Source organism: Sphingobium sp. B11D3B, assembly GCF_025961735.1.
Lineage (GTDB): Bacteria > Pseudomonadota > Alphaproteobacteria > Sphingomonadales > Sphingomonadaceae > Sphingobium.
This window is the reverse complement of sequence record NZ_JAOQOF010000001.1, coordinates 2,710,524-2,728,008: the sequence shown is the minus strand read 5'-3', so window position 1 is coordinate 2,728,008 and position 17,485 is coordinate 2,710,524. Positions and strand designations below refer to the sequence as shown.

Here is a 17,485-nt window from a genome sequence, read left to right as displayed (position 1 = left end):
GAAAGGGCCCCGAGCCCGGCGCGCACGGCACCGGGTCCCGGGGCTAGATGCCCGCGAGAAGCTGCCCCGCATGATGGCGGATGGAAAAATGCCTGATGCATATCCGCATGAAAAACCCCATGCGTTTCATTGCCTTGCGTGTCAACCGGCAGCGGCTGTCTGCCGTTCGCGCCTATGCGGACCGATTTGCCCGGCGCCGCAAATGCTCTAAGCCGGGCGAATGACTGCCGATGCCGACACCGCCATAACCCCGCCCTCCATCCCTGCCTCGCTCGATGAGAGCTGGCGGGTGGCACTGGCTGATGCGTTCGCCGCGCCCTCCATGGCGCAGCTGAAAGCCTTTCTTCAGGCCCGCAAGGCGGCCGGCGCGCAAATCTTCCCGCGCGGCAGCGACTGGTTCAACGCGCTCGCCCTCACGCCCCTGCCCGATGTCCGCGTGGTGATCCTCGGGCAGGATCCCTATCATGGGCCGGGGCAGGCGCATGGCCTGTGCTTCTCGGTGAAGCCGGGCGTGCGGCCGCCGCCGAGCCTCGTCAACATCTTCAAGGAACTGCGGACGGATGTGGACTTTACCCCGCCCGGCCATGGTCACCTCGTCCATTGGGCGGAGCAGGGCGTGCTGCTGCTCAACAGCGTGCTTACCGTCGAGATGGGGCAGGCCGGCGCCCATGCCAATCGGGGCTGGGAGCGGTTCACGGATGCAGTGATCGCCGCCGTCGCCGCGCAGGACAAGCCCGTCGCCTTCCTGCTCTGGGGGGCCTACGCTCAGAAGAAAGCGGCGTTCGTGCAGGATGTGAGCGCCGGGGGGCGGCATCTGGTGCTGAAGGCGCCGCATCCCTCGCCGCTCTCGGCCCATAATGGATTTTTCGGCTGCCGGCACTTCTCGCGGGCCAATGCGTTTCTCACCGCGCAGGGGCGGGGGGCGATCGACTGGTCGTTGCCGCCCGAGCCTGCTGCCTGACCTGTTGCCCGATCTTTCCGCCCGCCGGGAAATCAGGCAGGGTGGCTGCAATATCCTGACGAGGAGCATCCCTTATGGCCTCCGGCCTCGCCGCCCTGCTTGACGACGTCGCCGCCATCGCCCGCCTTGCCGCGGCATCCGTCGACGATGTGACCGCCGCGGCCGGCCGGGCCAGCGTGAAGACAGCCGGCGTGGTGGTGGACGATGCCGCCGTAACGCCGACCTACGTCACCGGCTTTTCGCCGCAACGCGAACTGCCGATGATCTGGCGTATCGCGCTCGGGTCCATCCGTAACAAGCTGATCATCCTTTTGCCGCTCGCGCTCCTGCTCAGTGCGTTCCTGCCGCAAGCGATCACGCCGCTGCTGATGATCGGCGGCACCTTCCTCGCCTTCGAGGGGGCCGAGAAGATCATCGAGATGCTGCGGGGCGGCCATGCGCAGGAGGAGGACATGCTCCCCGCCGATGGCGACGCCGTGGCGCTGGAAAAGGCGAAAGTCTCAGGCGCGATCCGCACCGACCTCATTCTCTCGGCCGAGATCATGGCGATTGCCCTGGCGGACGTGGCAAGCCGCCCGCTGCTCACGCAGGCGCTGGTCCTCGCCGTCGTCGGCCTGCTCGTCACCGTCGCGGTCTATGGTGTGGTCGGGTTGATCGTGAAGCTCGACGATATCGGCCTGCACTTCGCCAAGACCGGTGGCCCTTTGGTCCAGCGGGTGGGTCGCGGGCTGGTGCGGATGATGCCGGGGGTGCTGAGCCTGCTCGAATCGATCGGCATGGTGGCGATGCTGTGGGTCGGCGGCGGGATCATTCTGCACGGGCTGGAAGGGACGCCGCTGGCTGGGCTGCCTCATGGCCAACATGCGATTGCCGAAGCGGTGAGCCACGCTCCGGTGATTGTCTGGACGATCAGCGCGATGCTGGCGGCGCTGTTCGGCTTCCTCGTCGGCTTGGTGGTGGCGGCGGTGGTGCACCTCATCCAGCGGCTGCGCGGCAGGCACTGATCCATCTTAGCGCCTCCTCGTTAGAGGAGGGGAGGCATGGCGGTTCGTCCTGCGCCCCTCAGCGCTCGGGCATGCAGCCGAAGCCGGGCTTGAGCCGTGCGGATCGCGTGGCCAGCATGGGTATCTTGGCGGTCAGGCGCCGGGCCTCGGGCGCATCCTCATAGCGCACCAGCGCCATCCACGGCACGCCGGCGAGATCGCTCTGGCAGCTTTCGAGCGGTCGATTCTCGACATAGCGGCACGAGCAGCCCAGGCGCGCGGCGAGGCCGGCGGCCTGGTCGGCCTCCCGCTGCCAGCCGGGCCAGCTCACCGCGACCCAGAAGGCGACCAGAACTACCGGCAGCAGGGCGAGCCAGCCGCTCGCGCGCTTCATCATGGCCTTGCGCTTGAGAGGATCGCGCTGCCCCCACATCTGATTATCCCCTTTCATCGCGCTGCGTGATAAGGCCGCGCGCCATGAAGATCAAAAGCCTTTCCCGCTGGCTGTGCGTCACCGCCGCCAGCCTGATGCTCGCCGGAGCGGGCGCATCGCAGGACGTGCCGGCCAGCCGCTATGCCGTGCTGAAGGACAGCCCCGGCCTTTCCGCCATGGCGCTGCGCGAGGCGGTGGACCCGCTGTTCGATCCCGGCGATGGCGCGGACGTCGGCGAGACGCGCGCACTCATCGTGATGCGCGGGGGCGAGATTGTCGCCGAGCGCTATGCCGATGGGTTCACGCCGCAGAGCCGCTTTTTAAGCTGGTCAGTTGCCCGCACGGTCACCGGCCTCATCGCCGGCATGATGGTCTCGGACGGGCTGCTGGCGCTGGACGATCCGGCCCCCGTGGCCGCCTGGCGACAGACCGGCGATCCGCGCGCCGCGATCAGCTTGCGGCACCTGCTGCAGATGAGCAGTGGCCTGCAATATCGCGAAGATTGGCAACCGGGCGAGCCGAGCGACACGCTCGCCATGCTCGCCGGCGAGGGGAGCACGGATCAGGCGGCGTTCGCAGCGGCCAAGCCACTGGTGCAGGCCCCGGGCGCGACCTTCGCCCCGAGCGCGGGCAGCACCATGATCCTCACCGGCATCATGACGGACCGGCTGACCGCGAATCGTGACCCGCTCGCCCGGCGCGCCGCCATGGCGCGGTTTCTCGATGCCCGCTTCGCGAAACCGCTCGGGCTCAAGGACTTCGTGCCGGAATTCGATGCGCGCGGGACGCTCGAGGGCGCGCTGATGATGCATATGACGGCGCGCGACTATGCGGCGATCGGCGAACTCATCCGCCAGCGCGGCCATGTCGCGGGGCGCCAGCTCATCGCCGATCCCTGGTTCGATTTCATGACGGCGCCGTCGCCCGCTCATGCCGCATTTGGTGGGCATCTCTGGCTCAACCGGGGCGGCGACCCCTCACCGCTCTTTCCGGGCCAGGCCGGTGCCGGCGTGATGGCGGCGGTGGGCGAGCGCGGCCAGTTCGTCCTGGTTTCGCCCGAGCAGCGACTGGTCATCGTCCGCCTCGGCATCACCCGCGAGGAAGACATGGACGCCCTGCGCGAAGCCATGGCGCGACTGGTCCGGCGGTTTTCGTGACTGGTCAGGAGTGTGGCGCTGCCAGTTTAACGGACCAACCGTAGCACGAGGCGTTGGCGTGGATGACGCTTGCGCGCGGTGCGTCGGTCGCGATGACCAGCGTTGCCTGCGCCCACTCCAGACGAACAGCTGGTTGACCATCGATCGCTACGGCTCGACAGGCGAAGAGCCGATCCGTTGGAAGCCAGCGGGGCTGTATCCAGACGATTCTGGAAAAGCCAGACAAAGCGCCGCAGTCCGTCATTTGAACGCGCGCTTCGGTCCAACCGTCGGGCGAAAGACTTTCATAAAACGTCGTTGTGTCGCACATTGCGCTGCCGGCTGACCGCACAAGTCCGAACGCCAGAATGAGGAGCAAGGCGGCGCAGCCCAAGTGGAACTGCCGACGTTCGTTTTGCGTCAGTTCTCTCTTGCTCATGACGGCTTACCACCCTGAAAGCAAAAACTGCCCCTCGATCACCGTGCGGCAGCGACCGGTGAGGATGACGCGGTCGCCGGCGCGTTCGCAGTCGACATAGCCGCCGCGCGCGCTGGCCTGATAGGCGGTGAAGCGGTCGCGGCCGAGCCGGTCGCTCCAATAGGGCGTGAGCAGGCAATGGGCCGAGCCGGTCACCGGGTCTTCGTCGATCCCTGCGCCCGGCACGAAAGCGCGGCTGACGACATCGGTTTCGGTGCCCGGCGCAGTGGCGATGATGAGCAGATTGCCGAGTTTGCCGAGCGCCGCGAAATCGGGGCGCAGCGCGCGCACTTGCGCGTCGTCCGCAAAGACGAGCAGGCGATAGCCGCCGTCGCGGGCGTGCGTCTCCTGCGGCGCGGGGCTACCGAGCAGGGCAGCGATTTCTGAAAGGTCCGCCGGCGTCATGGCCATGCCCGGCAGATCGAGCCGGTAGGTATCGCCTTCACCGCCCGCCACGCGTTCGACCACCAGATCCCCGGCCTGCTGTGTGCGGAAGCGCAGGCTCTGTCGCGCGGCGCCCATCAGGGCATGACCGCTCGCCAGCGTGGCGTGGCCGCACAGCGCGACTTCCACCGTCGGCGTGAACCAGCGCAAGTCATAGTCCGCGCCGGCGCCGGGTGGGAGCGGCACGGTGAAGGCCGTCTCCGCGAGGTTATTCTCCTGCGCGATCGCCTGCAGCACATCGTCCGCCAGCCAGTGATCCAGCGGCATCACGGCGGCGGGGTTGCCGGTGAACGGCGCATGCGCAAAGGCATCGACCTGGACGAAAGGGAGGATCATCGGCGCTGCCGTCATGGGGCGGGCGTCTCCGGCCCGGGCGTCTTGTCGCTCGCGGCGGCTTCGTTGACGAGCACCGTGCGGGCATCCTGCTGGGTGAGCAGGTCGCTTTCCGGCTGGTCGGCGGGGTCGGGGTGGATGATCAGCTCCAGGCCGGGGAAGTCGGCGGTCAGGTCGCGGGTGATGTCCTCCATCACGTCGTGCGCCTGTTTCAGCGACATATGCGGGTCGAGCCAGATGTGGAACTGGGCGATGTCATGCGATCCGCTGCTGCGGGTCCGCAGATCGTGAATGCCGTGCAGGGCGGGGTGCCGCTCGGCAATGTCGAGGAAGCGCTGGCGCTTTTCCAGCGGCCATTCCTTGTCCATCAGCTCGCCAATGGCGTGCATCGCCGTCCGGCCCGCATTGAGCGCCAGCCACAGGCCGATGCCGAGGCCGAAGAGCGCATCCGCGCCGCGCAGGTGCAGCGCCGTTTCCAGCACCAGCGCCAGGATGACCGAGCCATTGAGCAGCAGGTCGCTGCGATAATGCAGGCTGTCCGCGCTGATCGCGACCGATCCCGTCGCCCGGATCGCGCGTGCCTGATAGCTGACGAGCAGGATCGTCAGCACGATGGCGAGGATGGAGACGCCGATGCCATATTCGATCGCCGTGGGCGTGCCGGCACTGCCGAACCGCTCGACTGAGCGCAGGATGATGAGCACGGCGGCAACGCTGATCAGCGAGACCTGAAACAGCGCGGCCAGAGCCTCCGCCTTGCCATGGCCGAACCGGTGGTCGTAATCCGCCGGGCGCGCGGCGAGGCGGACGGCGAAGAGCGTGACGAGGCTGGCAACCAGATCCAGCCCGGTATCCGCCAATGAGCCCAGCATGGCGATGGACTCGGTGCGCAGCACGGCCCAGCTCTTGGCCGTCGCGAGAATGAGCGCCACGGCGACGCTGGCGAGCGCGGCCTTGCGATTGATCGCCCCGGTCGTGGCGAGATGATCCTCGTGCGCCGGAGGCCTCGCCGCACTCACCGGCCATGCCTCATGGATAGAGCATCTGCGCGGCCCAGCGACCCGCGCCGTCCGCCTCGTAGCGGCGACGCTCGTGGAGGCGGAAGGCCCGGTCCAGCCAGAACTCGATTGCGCGCGGGGCAAGGCGGAAGCCCGACCAGTGCGGCGGGCGGGGCACGTTGACGCCGGCGAAGCGCGCCTCGACCTCCCTGATGCGATCCTCGAAGGTTTCGCGGGCATCCAGCGGCCGGGACTGGTCGGATGCCCAGGCGCCGATCTGCGACACGCGCGGGCGCGAGGCGAAATAGGCGTCCGCCGTTGCGGCATCCACCGGGCCGACCGGTCCCTCGATCCGGATCTGGCGCCGCAGCGACTTCCAGTGGAACAGCAGGGCCGCCTCGGGATGGGCGAGCAGTTCCCCGGCCTTACGGCTCTCGAAATTGGTGTAGAAGGTGAAGCCTTCCGGCCCATAGCCCTTGAGCAAGACCATGCGGGTGGAGGGGCGGCCCTGCGCATCGACGGTCGAGAGCGCCATGGCCTCGGGATCATTGGGCTCGCTGGCCCGGGCGTCGGCCATCCATTGGGCGAAGAGGGCGAAGGGGTCGTCCGTCAGCGTGGTCGGCTCGGATGAGGTCGCGGTCTGTGTCGTCATGCGCTTCACCTAGCCTGTGCGGCCGCGCGTGGAAACTCTCCTGTCGCGTCGTGCCCCGGAGGCGCGATGCCCATTCATATGGGGGCAAGGCGCGGGTCGATAAACTATGCGCGCCGATGCTGGACCAGTTGGGTGGGCTGGCGCGGAAACAAGCTCTGCGCAAGAGGACCACCATGAACGTCTCCGTCCCTGTCCGCTTCATCGCTGCCCTCTCCCTCCTCGCGATGGCCGCGCCGGGCGTCGCCCAATGGGGTCGCGGTCCGGATCGGTGGGGCGGCTCGCGCATCGATTCGCCGCGTGCGCCTCTGGTGAGCAACGGCCGTGACTCGCGCGAAGGGCAGGTCGATGCCGCACAGTTCACCGCCGAGGGCGGGGCTGCGCGGCTCGGCAGCGGGCCAGTCCAGGTTTCGACGCTGACCGGCGCGGTCGATGACGTCGCGGGCACCGCGCCCTTTGAAGCGGCGGTGATCGATCAGTTGGTGAAGGCCGGCTATGATACGCTGGCGCAGTCGCAGGGCGACAGCGGGCAGGTGACCGAACTGCGCATCCGCCGCGAGGTGCTGGTGCCCGAGGAGACCAAGCGCAAGCCGGTGAGCGGCGAAATGATGGTCGGAACCGGCACCTATGGATCGACCATGGGCATGGCGCTCGCGGTGGATCTCTCCAAACCGCGCAAGGCGCTGGTGTCGACCCGCATGGAAGCGCGCATCCTCGATAAGGCCACCGGCGCGCCCCTGTGGGAAGGCCGGGCCGAGATTGCGACGCGCGAGGGCGATTCGCGCTGGAGCGATCAGGCGATCGCCACGCGCCTCGCCGAGGCGATGTTCGAGCGCTTTCCGAACGGGCCGGCACGCGTCGCCGCGCGATAGGGCCAATCGACATTCAGCTCTGACGGCCTGCAAATGGCGATTTTCCGTGCTTCCGGTGCTCACGTACCTTGAGTACGCTGCGCTCCGGGTCACGAAAAATCACCATTTTCGCCACGTCATCATCTGAATGTCGATCGGCCCTAGCCGCACGCCAATCCCCACTTGCGGCGCCGCGCCGCAATCGCCAGATGAATGCCATGAGGCATGATATCTTCGTGAACGGGTGGGTAGAACGACATGGCTGATCCCTATTCGCTGCTGGGCGTCCCCCGCAGTGCGGACGAGGCGGCGATCAAGTCCGCCTATCGCAAGCTCGCCAAGGAGCTGCATCCGGACCGGAACAAGGACAATCCCAAGGCCGCGGAGAAATTCTCCGAGGTGACGCGCGCCTATGATCTGCTGTCCGACAAGGACAAGCGCGCCCGGTTCGACCGGGGCGAGATCGATGCCGACGGCAACCCCACGCATCCCTTCGGCTTTGGCGGACAGGGCGGGGGGCGCTCGCAGGGCGGCGGGCCGGAAGGCTTCGAGTTCGGAGCCGGCGGCGCGGACTTTTCGGACATTTTCGAGGGGCTGTTCAGCGGCGGCCGTGGCCGATCGGGCGGCGGCTTCGGCTTTGGCGGGCGCGGCGCGCCACCGCCGCAGCGTGGCGCCAACATGGCCTATCGCCTGTCCGTGCCGTTCGTCGATGCCGCGACACTGGCGCCGCAGCGCATCACGCTCGCCGATGGCAAGACCATCGATCTCAAGCTCCCTGCCGGTGTCGAGAACGGCACCCAGATGAAGCTGGGCGGCAAGGGCCAGCCGGGACCGGCGGGCGCGGGCGATGCCATCGTCACCATCGAGATCGGCGATCACGCTTTCTACAAGCGCGATGGCGACAATGTGCGGCTGGACCTGCCGATCAGCCTTAACGAGGCCGTTGCCGGCGCGCGTGTCAAGGTGCCCACGGTCGATGGGCCGGTGATGCTCGCTGTTCCGGCGGGCGCGCATTCCGGGCAGACGCTGCGGCTCAAGGGCAAGGGTTTCCATCGCAAAAGCGGTGGTCGCGGTGACCAGCTCGTCACGCTGATGATCGACGTGCCGGGCCATGATGCCGCGCTCAAGGCTTTCGTGGAGAGCTGGAGCGACACGCGGCCGTTGCGGACGCATCTGGGCGTGTGATCCCGGCGCGGGCGAGCCCTGCGCTATGGCCGGGGGGCGAGGGGTGCATGTGCGCGATTCCCTCGCCTGCCGCTTTGTTCTAGAGATCGGGCGTGCTGACCAATCCCTCTCCGCAATCGCCTGAAGCGCGCCGTCGCCGGTTGCGCGATCGGGGCGAGCGCCTGCGCGCGGAAATCGAGCGGAGCCGCTGGGCGAGCCGCGCCCTGGCCGTGGTCAAGCGCGTTGCGGTCGGCGTTTATAATGAAGGCTTCATCCATGCCGGCAATCTCGCTTATCTGACGCTGGTCGCGGTTTTCCCCTTCTTCATCCTTGCTGCGGCGATCGCGCAGATCCTCGGGCGGACCCGCGCCGGTCTCGAAACGGTGAACGGCTTTCTGCTCACGGTGCCGCCCAGCGTCGCGCAGGTGCTGCGGCCGGCCATCGTCGATGTGCTGGAGGCGCGGACCGGACCCTTGCTCTGGCTTGGCGCCATCATCGGCCTGTGGACCGTCGGCAGCCTGATCGAGACGATCCGCGACATTCTCCGCCGGGCCTATGGCACGCGCTCGACATCGCCCTTCTGGCATTATCGACTGCGGGCCATGGGGATCATCGTGCTCAGCGTGTTCGGGGCGCTGCTGGCGCTTTCCCTGCAGGTGCTGCTCGTCGCGGCGGAGACGATCGTCGAGCAATTGCTGCCGGGCAGCGACCAGGCTTTCGCCATTCTTACCGCCACCCGCTTCGTGCCGGCGATCATCCTTTATCTCGCGCTTTACTTCATCTTCGCGGCGCTGACCCCGAGCCGTTATCGCGCCAAGCGCTTCCCGAAATGGCCCGGCGCGGCGTTCACGGCGGGCTGGTGGTACGTCACCTCGTTGCTGCTGCCGCTCTTCTTCTCGAACATCACCAGCTACAGCCTGACCTATGGCGGTCTGGCGGGCGCGATGATCACGCTCATTTTTTTCTTCATCATTGGGCTTGGCGTGGTAATTGGCGCCGAACTCAACGCCGCGCTGGCTGATTTCCCGGACGGGGAAGAACCGGCGGAAGAGACGGAGGATCCAACATCATGACAGGCCTTATGGCCGGCAAACGCGGCCTCATCATGGGGTTGGCCAACGACAAGTCGCTGGCCTGGGGTATTGCCAAGGCACTTCACGCGCAGGGCGCACAAATGGCCTTCTCCTATCTGGGCGAGGCGCTGGAGCGGCGCGTGCGCCCGCTGGCGGCGGAAGTCGGCTCTGATTTTCTGTTGCCCTGCGACGTGTCGGACATGGCGTCTGTCGATGCCTGCTTCGAGGGATTGGCCGCGCGCTGGCCGACCATCGACTTCGTGGTCCACGCCATCGGCTTCTCGGACAAGAACGAGCTGCGCGGCGGCTATGTCGATACCAGTCTCGAAAACTTCCTGCTGACCATGAACGTCTCGGCCTACAGCCTCGTCGCCGTGACGAAGCGCGCGGTGCCGATGATGAGCGAAGGCGGGTCCATCGTCACGCTGACCTATTATGGCGCCGAGAAGGTGATCCCGCATTATAATGTGATGGGCGTCGCCAAGGCTGCGCTGGAAACCAGCGTCAAATATCTCGCCATGGACCTGGGGCCGCAGAACATCCGCGTGAACGCGATTTCGGCCGGGCCGATCAAGACGCTCGCGGCATCGGGCATCGGCGATTTCCGCTACATCCTCAAGTGGAACGAGCTGAACTCGCCGCTGCGCCGCAACGTCACCATTGAGGATGTCGGCGGGGCCGGGCTGTATCTGCTGTCCGATCTCGCCTCCGGCGTGACCGGCGAGATCCATCATGTGGATGCAGGCTATAACGTGATCGGCATGAAGGCCGAGGACGCGCCGGATATCGCGCTCGACAAGGGATGAGCGGCAGCGCAGCCGTCTGCGCTGCCCTGGCGGCTGAGCTGGAAAGAATGGCATGAGCGTCAATAGTTTCGGGCGGGTCTTCCGCTTCACCACCTGGGGCGAGAGCCATGGCCCGGCCATCGGCGCCGTGGTGGATGGCTGCCCCCCGGGACTGGCGCTGAGCGAGGCCGATGTGCAGCCCTGGCTGGACAAGCGCCGCCCGGGCACATCGCGCTTCACCACCCAGCGGCAGGAGCCGGATCAGGTGCGCATCCTCTCCGGCGTGTTTGAGGGGAAGACGACCGGAACGCCGATCAGCCTGATGATCGAGAATGTCGACCAGCGCTCCAAGGACTATTCCGAGGTCGCGCAGGCCTATCGGCCCGGCCATGCCGATTATGCCTATGATGCCAAATATGGCCTGCGCGATTATCGCGGCGGCGGGCGCTCATCGGCGCGCGAGACGGCGAGCCGGGTCGCGGCGGGTGCCGTGGCACGGCTGGTGGTGCCGCAGGTCCAGATCCTTGGCTATGTCAGCGAGATCGGCGGGGACGCCATCGATCCTGCGGCATTCGATGCCAGCGAGATCGGCAACAATCCCTTCTTCTGCCCGGACCCGACTGCGGCCGCGCGCTGGGAAGCGCTTGTCGATGCGGCCCGCAAGGATGGCTCCTCGCTCGGCGCGGTGGTCGAATGCGTCGCCATGGGCGTGCCCGCCGGCTGGGGCGCACCGCTCTATGCCAAGCTGGACAGCGAACTGGCGGCGGCGATGATGAGCATCAACGCGGTGAAGGGCGTGGAGATTGGCGACGGCTTTGCGGCTGCGCGGCTGCGCGGCGAGGAGAATGCCGACCCGATGCGCCCGGGCAACGACGGTCGCCCCGTGTTCCTCGCCAATCATGCAGGTGGCATCGCCGGCGGTATCGCCACCGGTCAGCCGATCCGGGTGCGCGTGGCGTTCAAGCCGACCAGCTCGATCCTTATTCCGCAGGAAACGGTGACGCGCGAGGGGACGGCAGCGGACATCCGCACCAAGGGTCGCCATGATCCCTGCGTCGGCATTCGCGGGGTGCCGGTGGTCGAGGCGATGATGGCGCTGGTGCTGGCCGATCAGGCGCTGCTCCACCGGGCGCAGTGCGGATGAGGACGGCCCTCGCCATCCTCGCTCTGGCAAGCCTTGCCGCCTGTCAGTCCCAGCCTGACGATCCGGGCAATGGCGCGCAGGCGGGTCGCAACATCGCTGTGCCGGCCAACGACAGCGCCGACGCGGCGAATGCGGCTGAGGAGCCGGCGGAGGCAGAGACGCTCGACCAGGTCGGGCCGATCCGCATCGGCGCAACGTTGGCCGAGCTGGCCGCTGAAGGGCTCGCGGTCGCCGGGCGGGACGATCCCATGCCGGGCTCGACCTGCACCTATGCGCATTTCAAGGGCTGGCCGGACGCGGCGGTGATGCTGGATGGCGACCATGTCGTGCGGGTCGACGTCTCCGATGCGCAGCAGGAGGGCCCCTTTGGCCTGCGCGTGGGCCAGAGCGAAGCCGAGGCGATCAAGCGGCTCGGTTCGGCCGAAGTGCAGCCGCATCCCTATACCGGGCCGACCGGCCATTATCTGGTGTTCCATCGGGCCAATGCGCCGACGGGGCTGATCGCGGAGACGGACGGCAAGACCGTGCAGAGCTGGCGCATCGGCCAGTGGGAGCAGGTCCAATGGGTCGAGGGCTGCTCGTGATCTTTGCTACGGGCGCCCATGGCTGATCTGCGGCAGGCCAGCACGGTCCTGCGCATCGCGACGCCGGGGCAGGCCATGGTGGAGATCAGCCGCGAGGTTTCGCATTGGGCTTTGGCGCAGGGCATGGACGAAGGCCTGCTTACGGTCTTCTGCCGCCACACCTCCGCCTCGCTCACCATTCAGGAAAATGCCGCGCCGGCGGTGCAGAAAGATCTGCTCGCCTGGCTGGCGCGGATGGCGCCCGAGGACCAGCGCTATCTCCATGACGATGAAGGGCCGGACGATATGCCGGCGCATGTCAAGGCGGTCCTGACCGGTGTTTCGCTCAGCGTGCCGCTGATCGGCGGGCGGCTGGCGCTCGGCACCTGGCAGGGCATCTATCTGGTCGAGCATCGCCGTGCCCCGCATCAGCGCGAGGTGGCGTTGCATCTTCTGGGATGCTGAGTGGCTTTTTGCGTATTTGCGATGCGCTCCCCGCACTGTTAGCCTGCTTCGCAACACCAAAAGGGGATCGAGCATGACCGAAGCCAGCGCGGGCGAAGACCGCAAGGAAACGCGCCTGCAATACTGGATGCTCGGCGGGTTCCTTGCGGGGCTGGTGCTGGGGCTGATCGTCCACAGCGTCGCGGCGGACGCGGCCTGGGTGGCGATCGTCACCACCTATGTCACGCAGCCCATTGGCCAGATCTTCCTGCGCCTGCTGTTCATGCTCATCATTCCGCTGCTGGTCTCGGCGCTGATCGTGGGCGTCGCGGATATGGGGGAGGCGCGGCATCTCAAGACCGTGGGCCTGCGCACCTTGCTCTACACGGTCGTTGTTTCCAGCATTTCGGTCGCCATCGCTCTGGCGCTCGTCAATCTGCTCCAGCCGGGCGGCGGCATCAATCCGGCGCTGGCCCGCAGCATGATCGCGCAATCGGCGGAAGGGGCCGCCTCCATCGTGGCGCAGGCTGGCGAGTCCAAAACCGGTGTCGACGCTGTGCTGTCGATCGTGCCGACCAATATCGTCGGGGCAATGGGCGCGAATGACATTCTGGCGGTGATGTTCTTCGCGCTCTTCTTCGGCGTCGGCTTCCTGCTGGTCGATCCGGCGAAGACCGCCACGCTCAAAGCCGGGTTCGAAGGCATTTTCGAGGTCTCGATGCGGCTTATCGGCCTTGTCATCAAGCTCGCGCCCATCGCCATCTTCTGCTTCATGTTCAATCTGGCGGCGCTGTTTGGCTGGGAACTGATCGGGCGTCTTTCCGCCTTTGTCTTTGTCGTGCTGCTGGCGCTCGGCCTGCAGATGTTCGGCGTGTTTCCGCTCATCCTCAAGTTCATCGCGGGCAAAAGCCCCATCGCCTTCTTCCGCGAGACGCAGGAAGCCAGCGTGATGGCTTTCGCCACAGCCTCGTCCAACGCGACCCTGCCCACATCGTTGCGGGTCGCCGAGGAGGGCCTGAAGCTCCCGCGCCCTATCTCCCGCTTCGTGCTCACCATCGGCGCCACTGCCAACCAGAATGGCTCAGCCATGTTCGAGGGCGTGACGGTGCTGTTCCTCGCGCAATTTTTCGGCGTTGATCTGTCGCTCGGCCAGCAGCTCGTCGTGATGCTCATCTGCATCATGGGCGGGATCGGCACGGCGGGCGTTCCGGCCGGCACGCTGCCGGTGATCGCGCTCATCCTCGCCAGCGTGGGCGTGCCCCCGGCAGGCATCGGGCTCGTGCTGGGTGTGGACCGCTTCCTCGATATGTGCCGTACCACGGTGAATGTGGTGGGCGATCTGGTCGCGGCGCAGGTGATCGCCAGCACCTCAGGCGATGAGCTGCCGCAGGAGCCTGCCGATATCGTCATCCATTGATCGCTCCGATGGCTGGCGACCTGCAGACAATCGTCGACGAGATCGTCGCGGCCATGGCGGCCGAACGGGATCGCGGCGCCGTCGCGACCTATATCCCCGGCCTTGCCAACGTGTCCCCGGACCAGTTCGGCATGGCCATTGTCGGCGCGGATGGGACCATCGCCATGGGTGGGGATGCGCGCACGAGCTTTTCGATCCAGTCCATCTCCAAGGTGTTCGCGCTCACCATGGCGCTCGGCAAGGTGGGGGACCAGCTCTGGAAGCGCGTTGGCCGCGAGCCTTCCGGCAATGCCTTCAACTCCATCGTCCAGCTTGAGGCCGAACAGGGCATTCCGCGCAATCCGTTCATCAACGCCGGCGCGCTGGTGGTGGCGGACGTCAATCTCTCCGGCCATCGCCCACGCGAATCCATCGGCGCGCTGCTGCGCTTCGTGCGCTATCTGGCCGATGACGAGAGCATCGCCATCGATGAAAGCGTGGCGCGCGGCGAGGCGGAGACCGGCTACCGCAACATTGCGCTGGCCAATTACATGCGGGCGTTCGGGAACATCCACAATCCCGTCGATCTGGTGACGGGCTGCTATTTCCACCAATGCGCCATTGCGATGGATTGCGTGCAACTGGCGCAGGCCGGCCGCTTCCTCATGCTGGATGGACGCCAGCCGGCGGGCGGGCGCGTGGTCTCGCCCCGCCGCGCTCGCCGCATCAACGCGCTGATGCTGACCTGCGGCCATTATGACGCCAGCGGCGACTTCGCCTTTCGGGTGGGGATGCCGGGCAAATCCGGCGTCGGCGGTGGCATTCTCGCCGTCGTACCCGGCAAGGCGAGCATCGCCGTCTGGTCGCCCGGCCTCAACGAAAGCGGCAACTCCCACCTCGGCACGCGCGCCCTGGAACGGCTGGCCGAAGCGACCGGCTGGAGCGTCTTCAGCGCGCGGGCGTGAGTTGGGCAGGGCCGCTCTTGCGCATTGGGATGATCACCACCCTTGGCAAGCGGTGGCCGCGCGCCTAACTGGCATCCATGCCACCGGACAATCAGGATAAGGATCTGCCCACGCCGCCCGCATGGGCGACGTTGCGGCGCTTCCTGCCCTATCTCTGGCCGGCGGGTGAGCCCAATCTCAAGGCGCGGATCATCGTCGCGCTGGTGCTGGTGTTGCTGGGCAAGGCGATCATCCTCGTCATGCCCTTTGCCTATAAGGGTATCATCGACCGGATGGGGCCGGGGATGCAGGCGGGGGTGGCCGTCGCATTGGGGCTGGTGCTGGCTTATGCGGGCGCACGCTTTGGCGGCGTCGTCTCTGACAATCTGCGCAATGTCGCCTTCGAGCGGGTCGGGCGCAATGCCCAGCGGCTGATGGCCGAGCAGACGCTGCGCCACCTGCACAATCTCTCGTTGCGCTTCCACCTCAACCGCAAGACCGGCGGCGTTACCAAGGTCATCGAGCGGGGCACCACGTCCATCGAGACGATGCTGCACTTCCTGCTGTTCAACATCGCCCCGACGGCGATCGAGCTGATCGCGGTGTGCATCATCTTCCAGGTCAAGTTCGGCTTCGGGCTGGTGGCGGGCACGCTGGTGATGATCGCGCTCTACACGGCCTTCACGCAGAAGATCACCGAATGGCGCAACGCGCTGCGGCGGGAGATGGTCGATCTCGATACCGGGGCGACGGCCCATGCCGTGGACAGCCTGCTCAACTTCGAGACGGTCAAATATTTCACGGCGGAAGACCGCGAGGCAGCACGCTATGGCGCAGCGCAGCGCAGCTACATGAACGCCGCGACCAAGAGCAACAACAGCCTTGCGATGCTCAACATCGGCCAGGCGCTCATCACCAATGTGATGATGGGCGGGGCGATGGCGTTCACGGTGTGGGGCTGGGCGCAGGGCCGGTTCACGCCGGGCGATGTCGTACTGGTGAATGCGTTGCTGATGCAGCTTTTCCGCCCGCTCGATCTGCTCGGCATGGTGTATCGGACGATCCGCCAAGGCCTCATCGACATGGAGGCGATGTTCAGGCTGATCGATACCGAGACCGAGATCAAGGACGTGCCCGATGCGCCGCCGCTGGCGGTGACGGCGGGCGATATCCGCTTCGAGGACGTGGTGTTCGGCTATGATCCCGACCGAACGATCCTCAAGGGCGTGAGCTTCCATGTCGCTGCGGGTACGACGCTGGCGGTGGTCGGCCATTCCGGCGCGGGCAAGTCGACCATCGCGCGGCTGCTCTTCCGCTTCTACGATATTCAGGGCGGCCGCATCCTCATCGACGGACAGGATATTGCCCGCGTGCAACAGACCTCGCTGCGCGCCGCCATCGGCATCGTGCCGCAGGACATGGTGCTGTTCAACGATACCATCGGCTACAACATCGCTTATGGCCGTGACGGCGCGACGCAGGCGGATATCGAGGCCGGTGCGCGCGGGGCGGCGATCGACCGCTTCATCGACTCGCTGCCCAAGGGCTATGACACGCGGGTGGGCGAGCGCGGCCTCAAGCTCTCCGGTGGCGAGAAGCAGCGCGTCGCCATCGCGCGCACGCTGGTCAAGGACCCGCCGATCCTGGTCCTCGACGAGGCGACCAGTGCGCTCGACAGCCGCACGGAAGCGGCGATCCAGACCGTGCTCGATGACGTAGCCGCGCGGCGCACGACGATCATCGTCGCGCACCGGCTCTCGACCATCGTCCATGCCGACAGCATCATCGTGATGGATGACGGCCGCGTGGTCGAGCAGGGCACGCACGCGCAATTGCTCGCGCTCGGCGGCCATTATGCGCAGATGTGGATGCGCCAGCAGGCCGAGCGGATGAACCCGGAGGCGGGATTGGCGGCATCCGAATCCAGCGCATCGCTGGAGGATGCGGCGGAGTAGCTCAGGCGGCGATGCCGGGCGCGATGCTGTGCTTCATCATGTCCGCCGCGCGGGACGTCGCAAGGCGCGTGTCCCCAGCCAGCTTCTTCACCTCATTGGCGACGACCGCGAAACCCTGACCGGCCTCGCCGGCGCGGGCGGCTTCGATGCGGGCGTTGAGTGCCAGCAGGTTGGTCTGGTTCGCGATGGCGCCGATCGTGGTCACGATGGCCGCCAGTTCGGCCATGGTGGACTGGAGCCGGGCATTGCCGCGCTGCAATTCACCCTGCAGGCGCTGGCTTTCCTCATAGCGGGCCTGCACTTCCTGTTCGAGCTGGACCTGCCGGGTAACGTCGGAGGCGATCTTGAGGATCCGCACCGGTCTGCCCTGACAATCGACAACGGGATTATAGGTCGCCTGAAGATAGACAGAGGCGCCGCCGCGTGAGCGCCGCTCATAGCGGCCGGCGTGGAACGCGCCGGAGGTCAGCGTCCGCCAGAAGGCCGCATAGTCAGTGGAGCGCACGAAGGATGGTGCGCAGAAGATGCGATGATGCTCGCCGACCACCTCATCGAGGCGGTAGCCCAATGTCTCGAGCAGGACGTCATTGGCCCACAGGATGGTGCCTTCCGGACTGAATTCGATGACGCCCTGGGACCGGCAAATGGCTTGCCAGGCTGCGTCGGTCCGCCCGTCTTCGAGATATGCGTTCATGAATCACCTTGTGGTCGTCCCGGCAGGTGAGGCCCCTGTGGTTAAGCGCTGCTTACC

Annotated in this window: 19 protein-coding genes; 13 read left to right on the top strand and 6 right to left on the bottom strand. The window is 66.7% G+C overall.

The genetic code is table 11. The features are described from left to right. Positions 1-220: 220 nt before the first annotated feature. Together ung and M2333_RS12585 are read left to right on the top strand one after the other, a co-directional pair. Positions 221-961, top strand: coding sequence for a uracil-DNA glycosylase (gene ung, locus M2333_RS12590; RefSeq protein WP_264611993.1), 741 nt, complete (start codon positions 221-223; stop codon positions 959-961). Positions 962-1,035: 74 nt separating this feature from the next. Beyond that, complete coding sequence (locus M2333_RS12585; protein ID WP_264611992.1) at positions 1,036-1,965, top strand: DUF808 domain-containing protein; 930 nt, start codon at positions 1,036-1,038, stop codon at positions 1,963-1,965. A 58-nt stretch (positions 1,966-2,023) separates the two neighbouring features. Here M2333_RS12585 and M2333_RS12580 read toward each other — a convergent pair whose 3' ends face one another. Continuing rightward, positions 2,024-2,395, bottom strand: coding sequence for a hypothetical protein (locus M2333_RS12580; protein WP_264611991.1), 372 nt, complete (start codon positions 2,393-2,395; stop codon positions 2,024-2,026). Between the two features lie 26 nt (positions 2,396-2,421). Here M2333_RS12580 and M2333_RS12575 point away from each other — a divergent pair, with 26 nt between their 5' ends. After that, a complete protein-coding gene (locus M2333_RS12575) occupies positions 2,422-3,534 on the top strand; it encodes a serine hydrolase domain-containing protein (RefSeq protein ID WP_264611990.1) in 1,113 nt (370 codons plus the stop codon). A gap of 4 nt (positions 3,535-3,538) precedes the next feature. Here the strand turns inward: M2333_RS12575 and M2333_RS12570 are convergent, their stop codons facing one another. Genes M2333_RS12570 through pdxH form a run of 4 tightly spaced genes read right to left on the bottom strand, consistent with a single transcriptional unit; the run spans position 3,539 to position 6,418 of the window. Next, positions 3,539-3,952, bottom strand: a complete 414-nt coding sequence (locus M2333_RS12570) for a hypothetical protein (protein WP_264611989.1) — start codon at positions 3,950-3,952, stop codon at positions 3,539-3,541. 6 nt (positions 3,953-3,958) lie between these two features. After that, the gene (locus M2333_RS12565) at positions 3,959-4,786 is read right to left on the bottom strand and encodes a PhzF family phenazine biosynthesis protein (protein WP_264611988.1); all 828 of its coding nucleotides are present in this window, start codon (positions 4,784-4,786) and stop codon (positions 3,959-3,961) included. Beyond that, the gene (locus tag M2333_RS12560) at positions 4,783-5,787 is read right to left on the bottom strand and encodes a cation diffusion facilitator family transporter (protein ID WP_264605998.1); all 1,005 of its coding nucleotides are present in this window, start codon (positions 5,785-5,787) and stop codon (positions 4,783-4,785) included. The genes M2333_RS12565 and M2333_RS12560 overlap by 4 nt, the downstream gene beginning before the upstream one ends. 10 nt (positions 5,788-5,797) lie before the next feature. After that, positions 5,798-6,418: a pyridoxamine 5'-phosphate oxidase gene (pdxH, locus tag M2333_RS12555; protein WP_264605997.1), complete on the bottom strand. Its 621-nt coding sequence runs from the start codon at positions 6,416-6,418 to the stop codon at positions 5,798-5,800. A gap of 173 nt (positions 6,419-6,591) precedes the next feature. Between pdxH and M2333_RS12550 the strand changes: the two genes are divergently transcribed. The 10 genes from M2333_RS12550 to M2333_RS12505 all read left to right on the top strand — a co-directional run bounded on the left by M2333_RS12550 (position 6,592) and on the right by M2333_RS12505 (position 16,734). Beyond that, entirely contained in the window at positions 6,592-7,287 is a 696-nt protein-coding gene (locus M2333_RS12550; protein WP_264611987.1) for a DUF4136 domain-containing protein, read from the top strand. A 237-nt stretch (positions 7,288-7,524) separates the two neighbouring features. Then, a complete protein-coding gene (locus M2333_RS12545; protein WP_264577866.1) occupies positions 7,525-8,451 on the top strand; it encodes a DnaJ C-terminal domain-containing protein in 927 nt (308 codons plus the stop codon). A gap of 95 nt (positions 8,452-8,546) precedes the next feature. Further along, positions 8,547-9,503: a YihY/virulence factor BrkB family protein gene (locus tag M2333_RS12540; RefSeq protein ID WP_264612621.1), complete on the top strand. Its 957-nt coding sequence runs from the start codon at positions 8,547-8,549 to the stop codon at positions 9,501-9,503. Next, positions 9,500-10,309 (top strand): enoyl-ACP reductase FabI, encoded by an 810-nt coding sequence (fabI, locus tag M2333_RS12535; RefSeq protein WP_181560875.1) that lies wholly within the window; start codon positions 9,500-9,502, stop codon positions 10,307-10,309. Before M2333_RS12540 ends, fabI begins: the two co-directional genes overlap by 4 nt. A 52-nt stretch (positions 10,310-10,361) precedes the next feature. Further along, positions 10,362-11,432, top strand: coding sequence for a chorismate synthase (gene aroC, locus M2333_RS12530; protein WP_264611986.1), 1,071 nt, complete (start codon positions 10,362-10,364; stop codon positions 11,430-11,432). Further along, positions 11,429-12,016, top strand: a complete 588-nt coding sequence (locus M2333_RS12525; protein ID WP_264611985.1) for a hypothetical protein — start codon at positions 11,429-11,431, stop codon at positions 12,014-12,016. Before aroC ends, M2333_RS12525 begins: the two co-directional genes overlap by 4 nt. A gap of 27 nt (positions 12,017-12,043) precedes the next feature. Beyond that, entirely contained in the window at positions 12,044-12,460 is a 417-nt protein-coding gene (locus M2333_RS12520) for a secondary thiamine-phosphate synthase enzyme YjbQ (protein ID WP_264572319.1), read from the top strand. Between the two features lie 73 nt (positions 12,461-12,533). Then, the gene (locus tag M2333_RS12515; RefSeq protein ID WP_264611984.1) at positions 12,534-13,856 is read left to right on the top strand and encodes a dicarboxylate/amino acid:cation symporter; all 1,323 of its coding nucleotides are present in this window, start codon (positions 12,534-12,536) and stop codon (positions 13,854-13,856) included. Positions 13,857-13,864: 8 nt separating this feature from the next. Then, on the top strand, positions 13,865-14,800 hold the full coding sequence (locus tag M2333_RS12510; RefSeq protein WP_413716494.1) for a glutaminase: 936 nt from the start codon (positions 13,865-13,867) through the stop codon (positions 14,798-14,800). A gap of 77 nt (positions 14,801-14,877) precedes the next feature. After that, on the top strand, positions 14,878-16,734 hold the full coding sequence (locus M2333_RS12505) for an ABCB family ABC transporter ATP-binding protein/permease (RefSeq protein ID WP_264571494.1): 1,857 nt from the start codon (positions 14,878-14,880) through the stop codon (positions 16,732-16,734). Between the two features lies 1 nt (position 16,735). Here the strand turns inward: M2333_RS12505 and M2333_RS12500 are convergent, their stop codons facing one another. Beyond that, positions 16,736-17,428, bottom strand: a complete 693-nt coding sequence (locus M2333_RS12500; RefSeq protein ID WP_264611982.1) for a methyl-accepting chemotaxis protein — start codon at positions 17,426-17,428, stop codon at positions 16,736-16,738. Between the last annotated feature and the right edge of the window lie 57 nt (positions 17,429-17,485).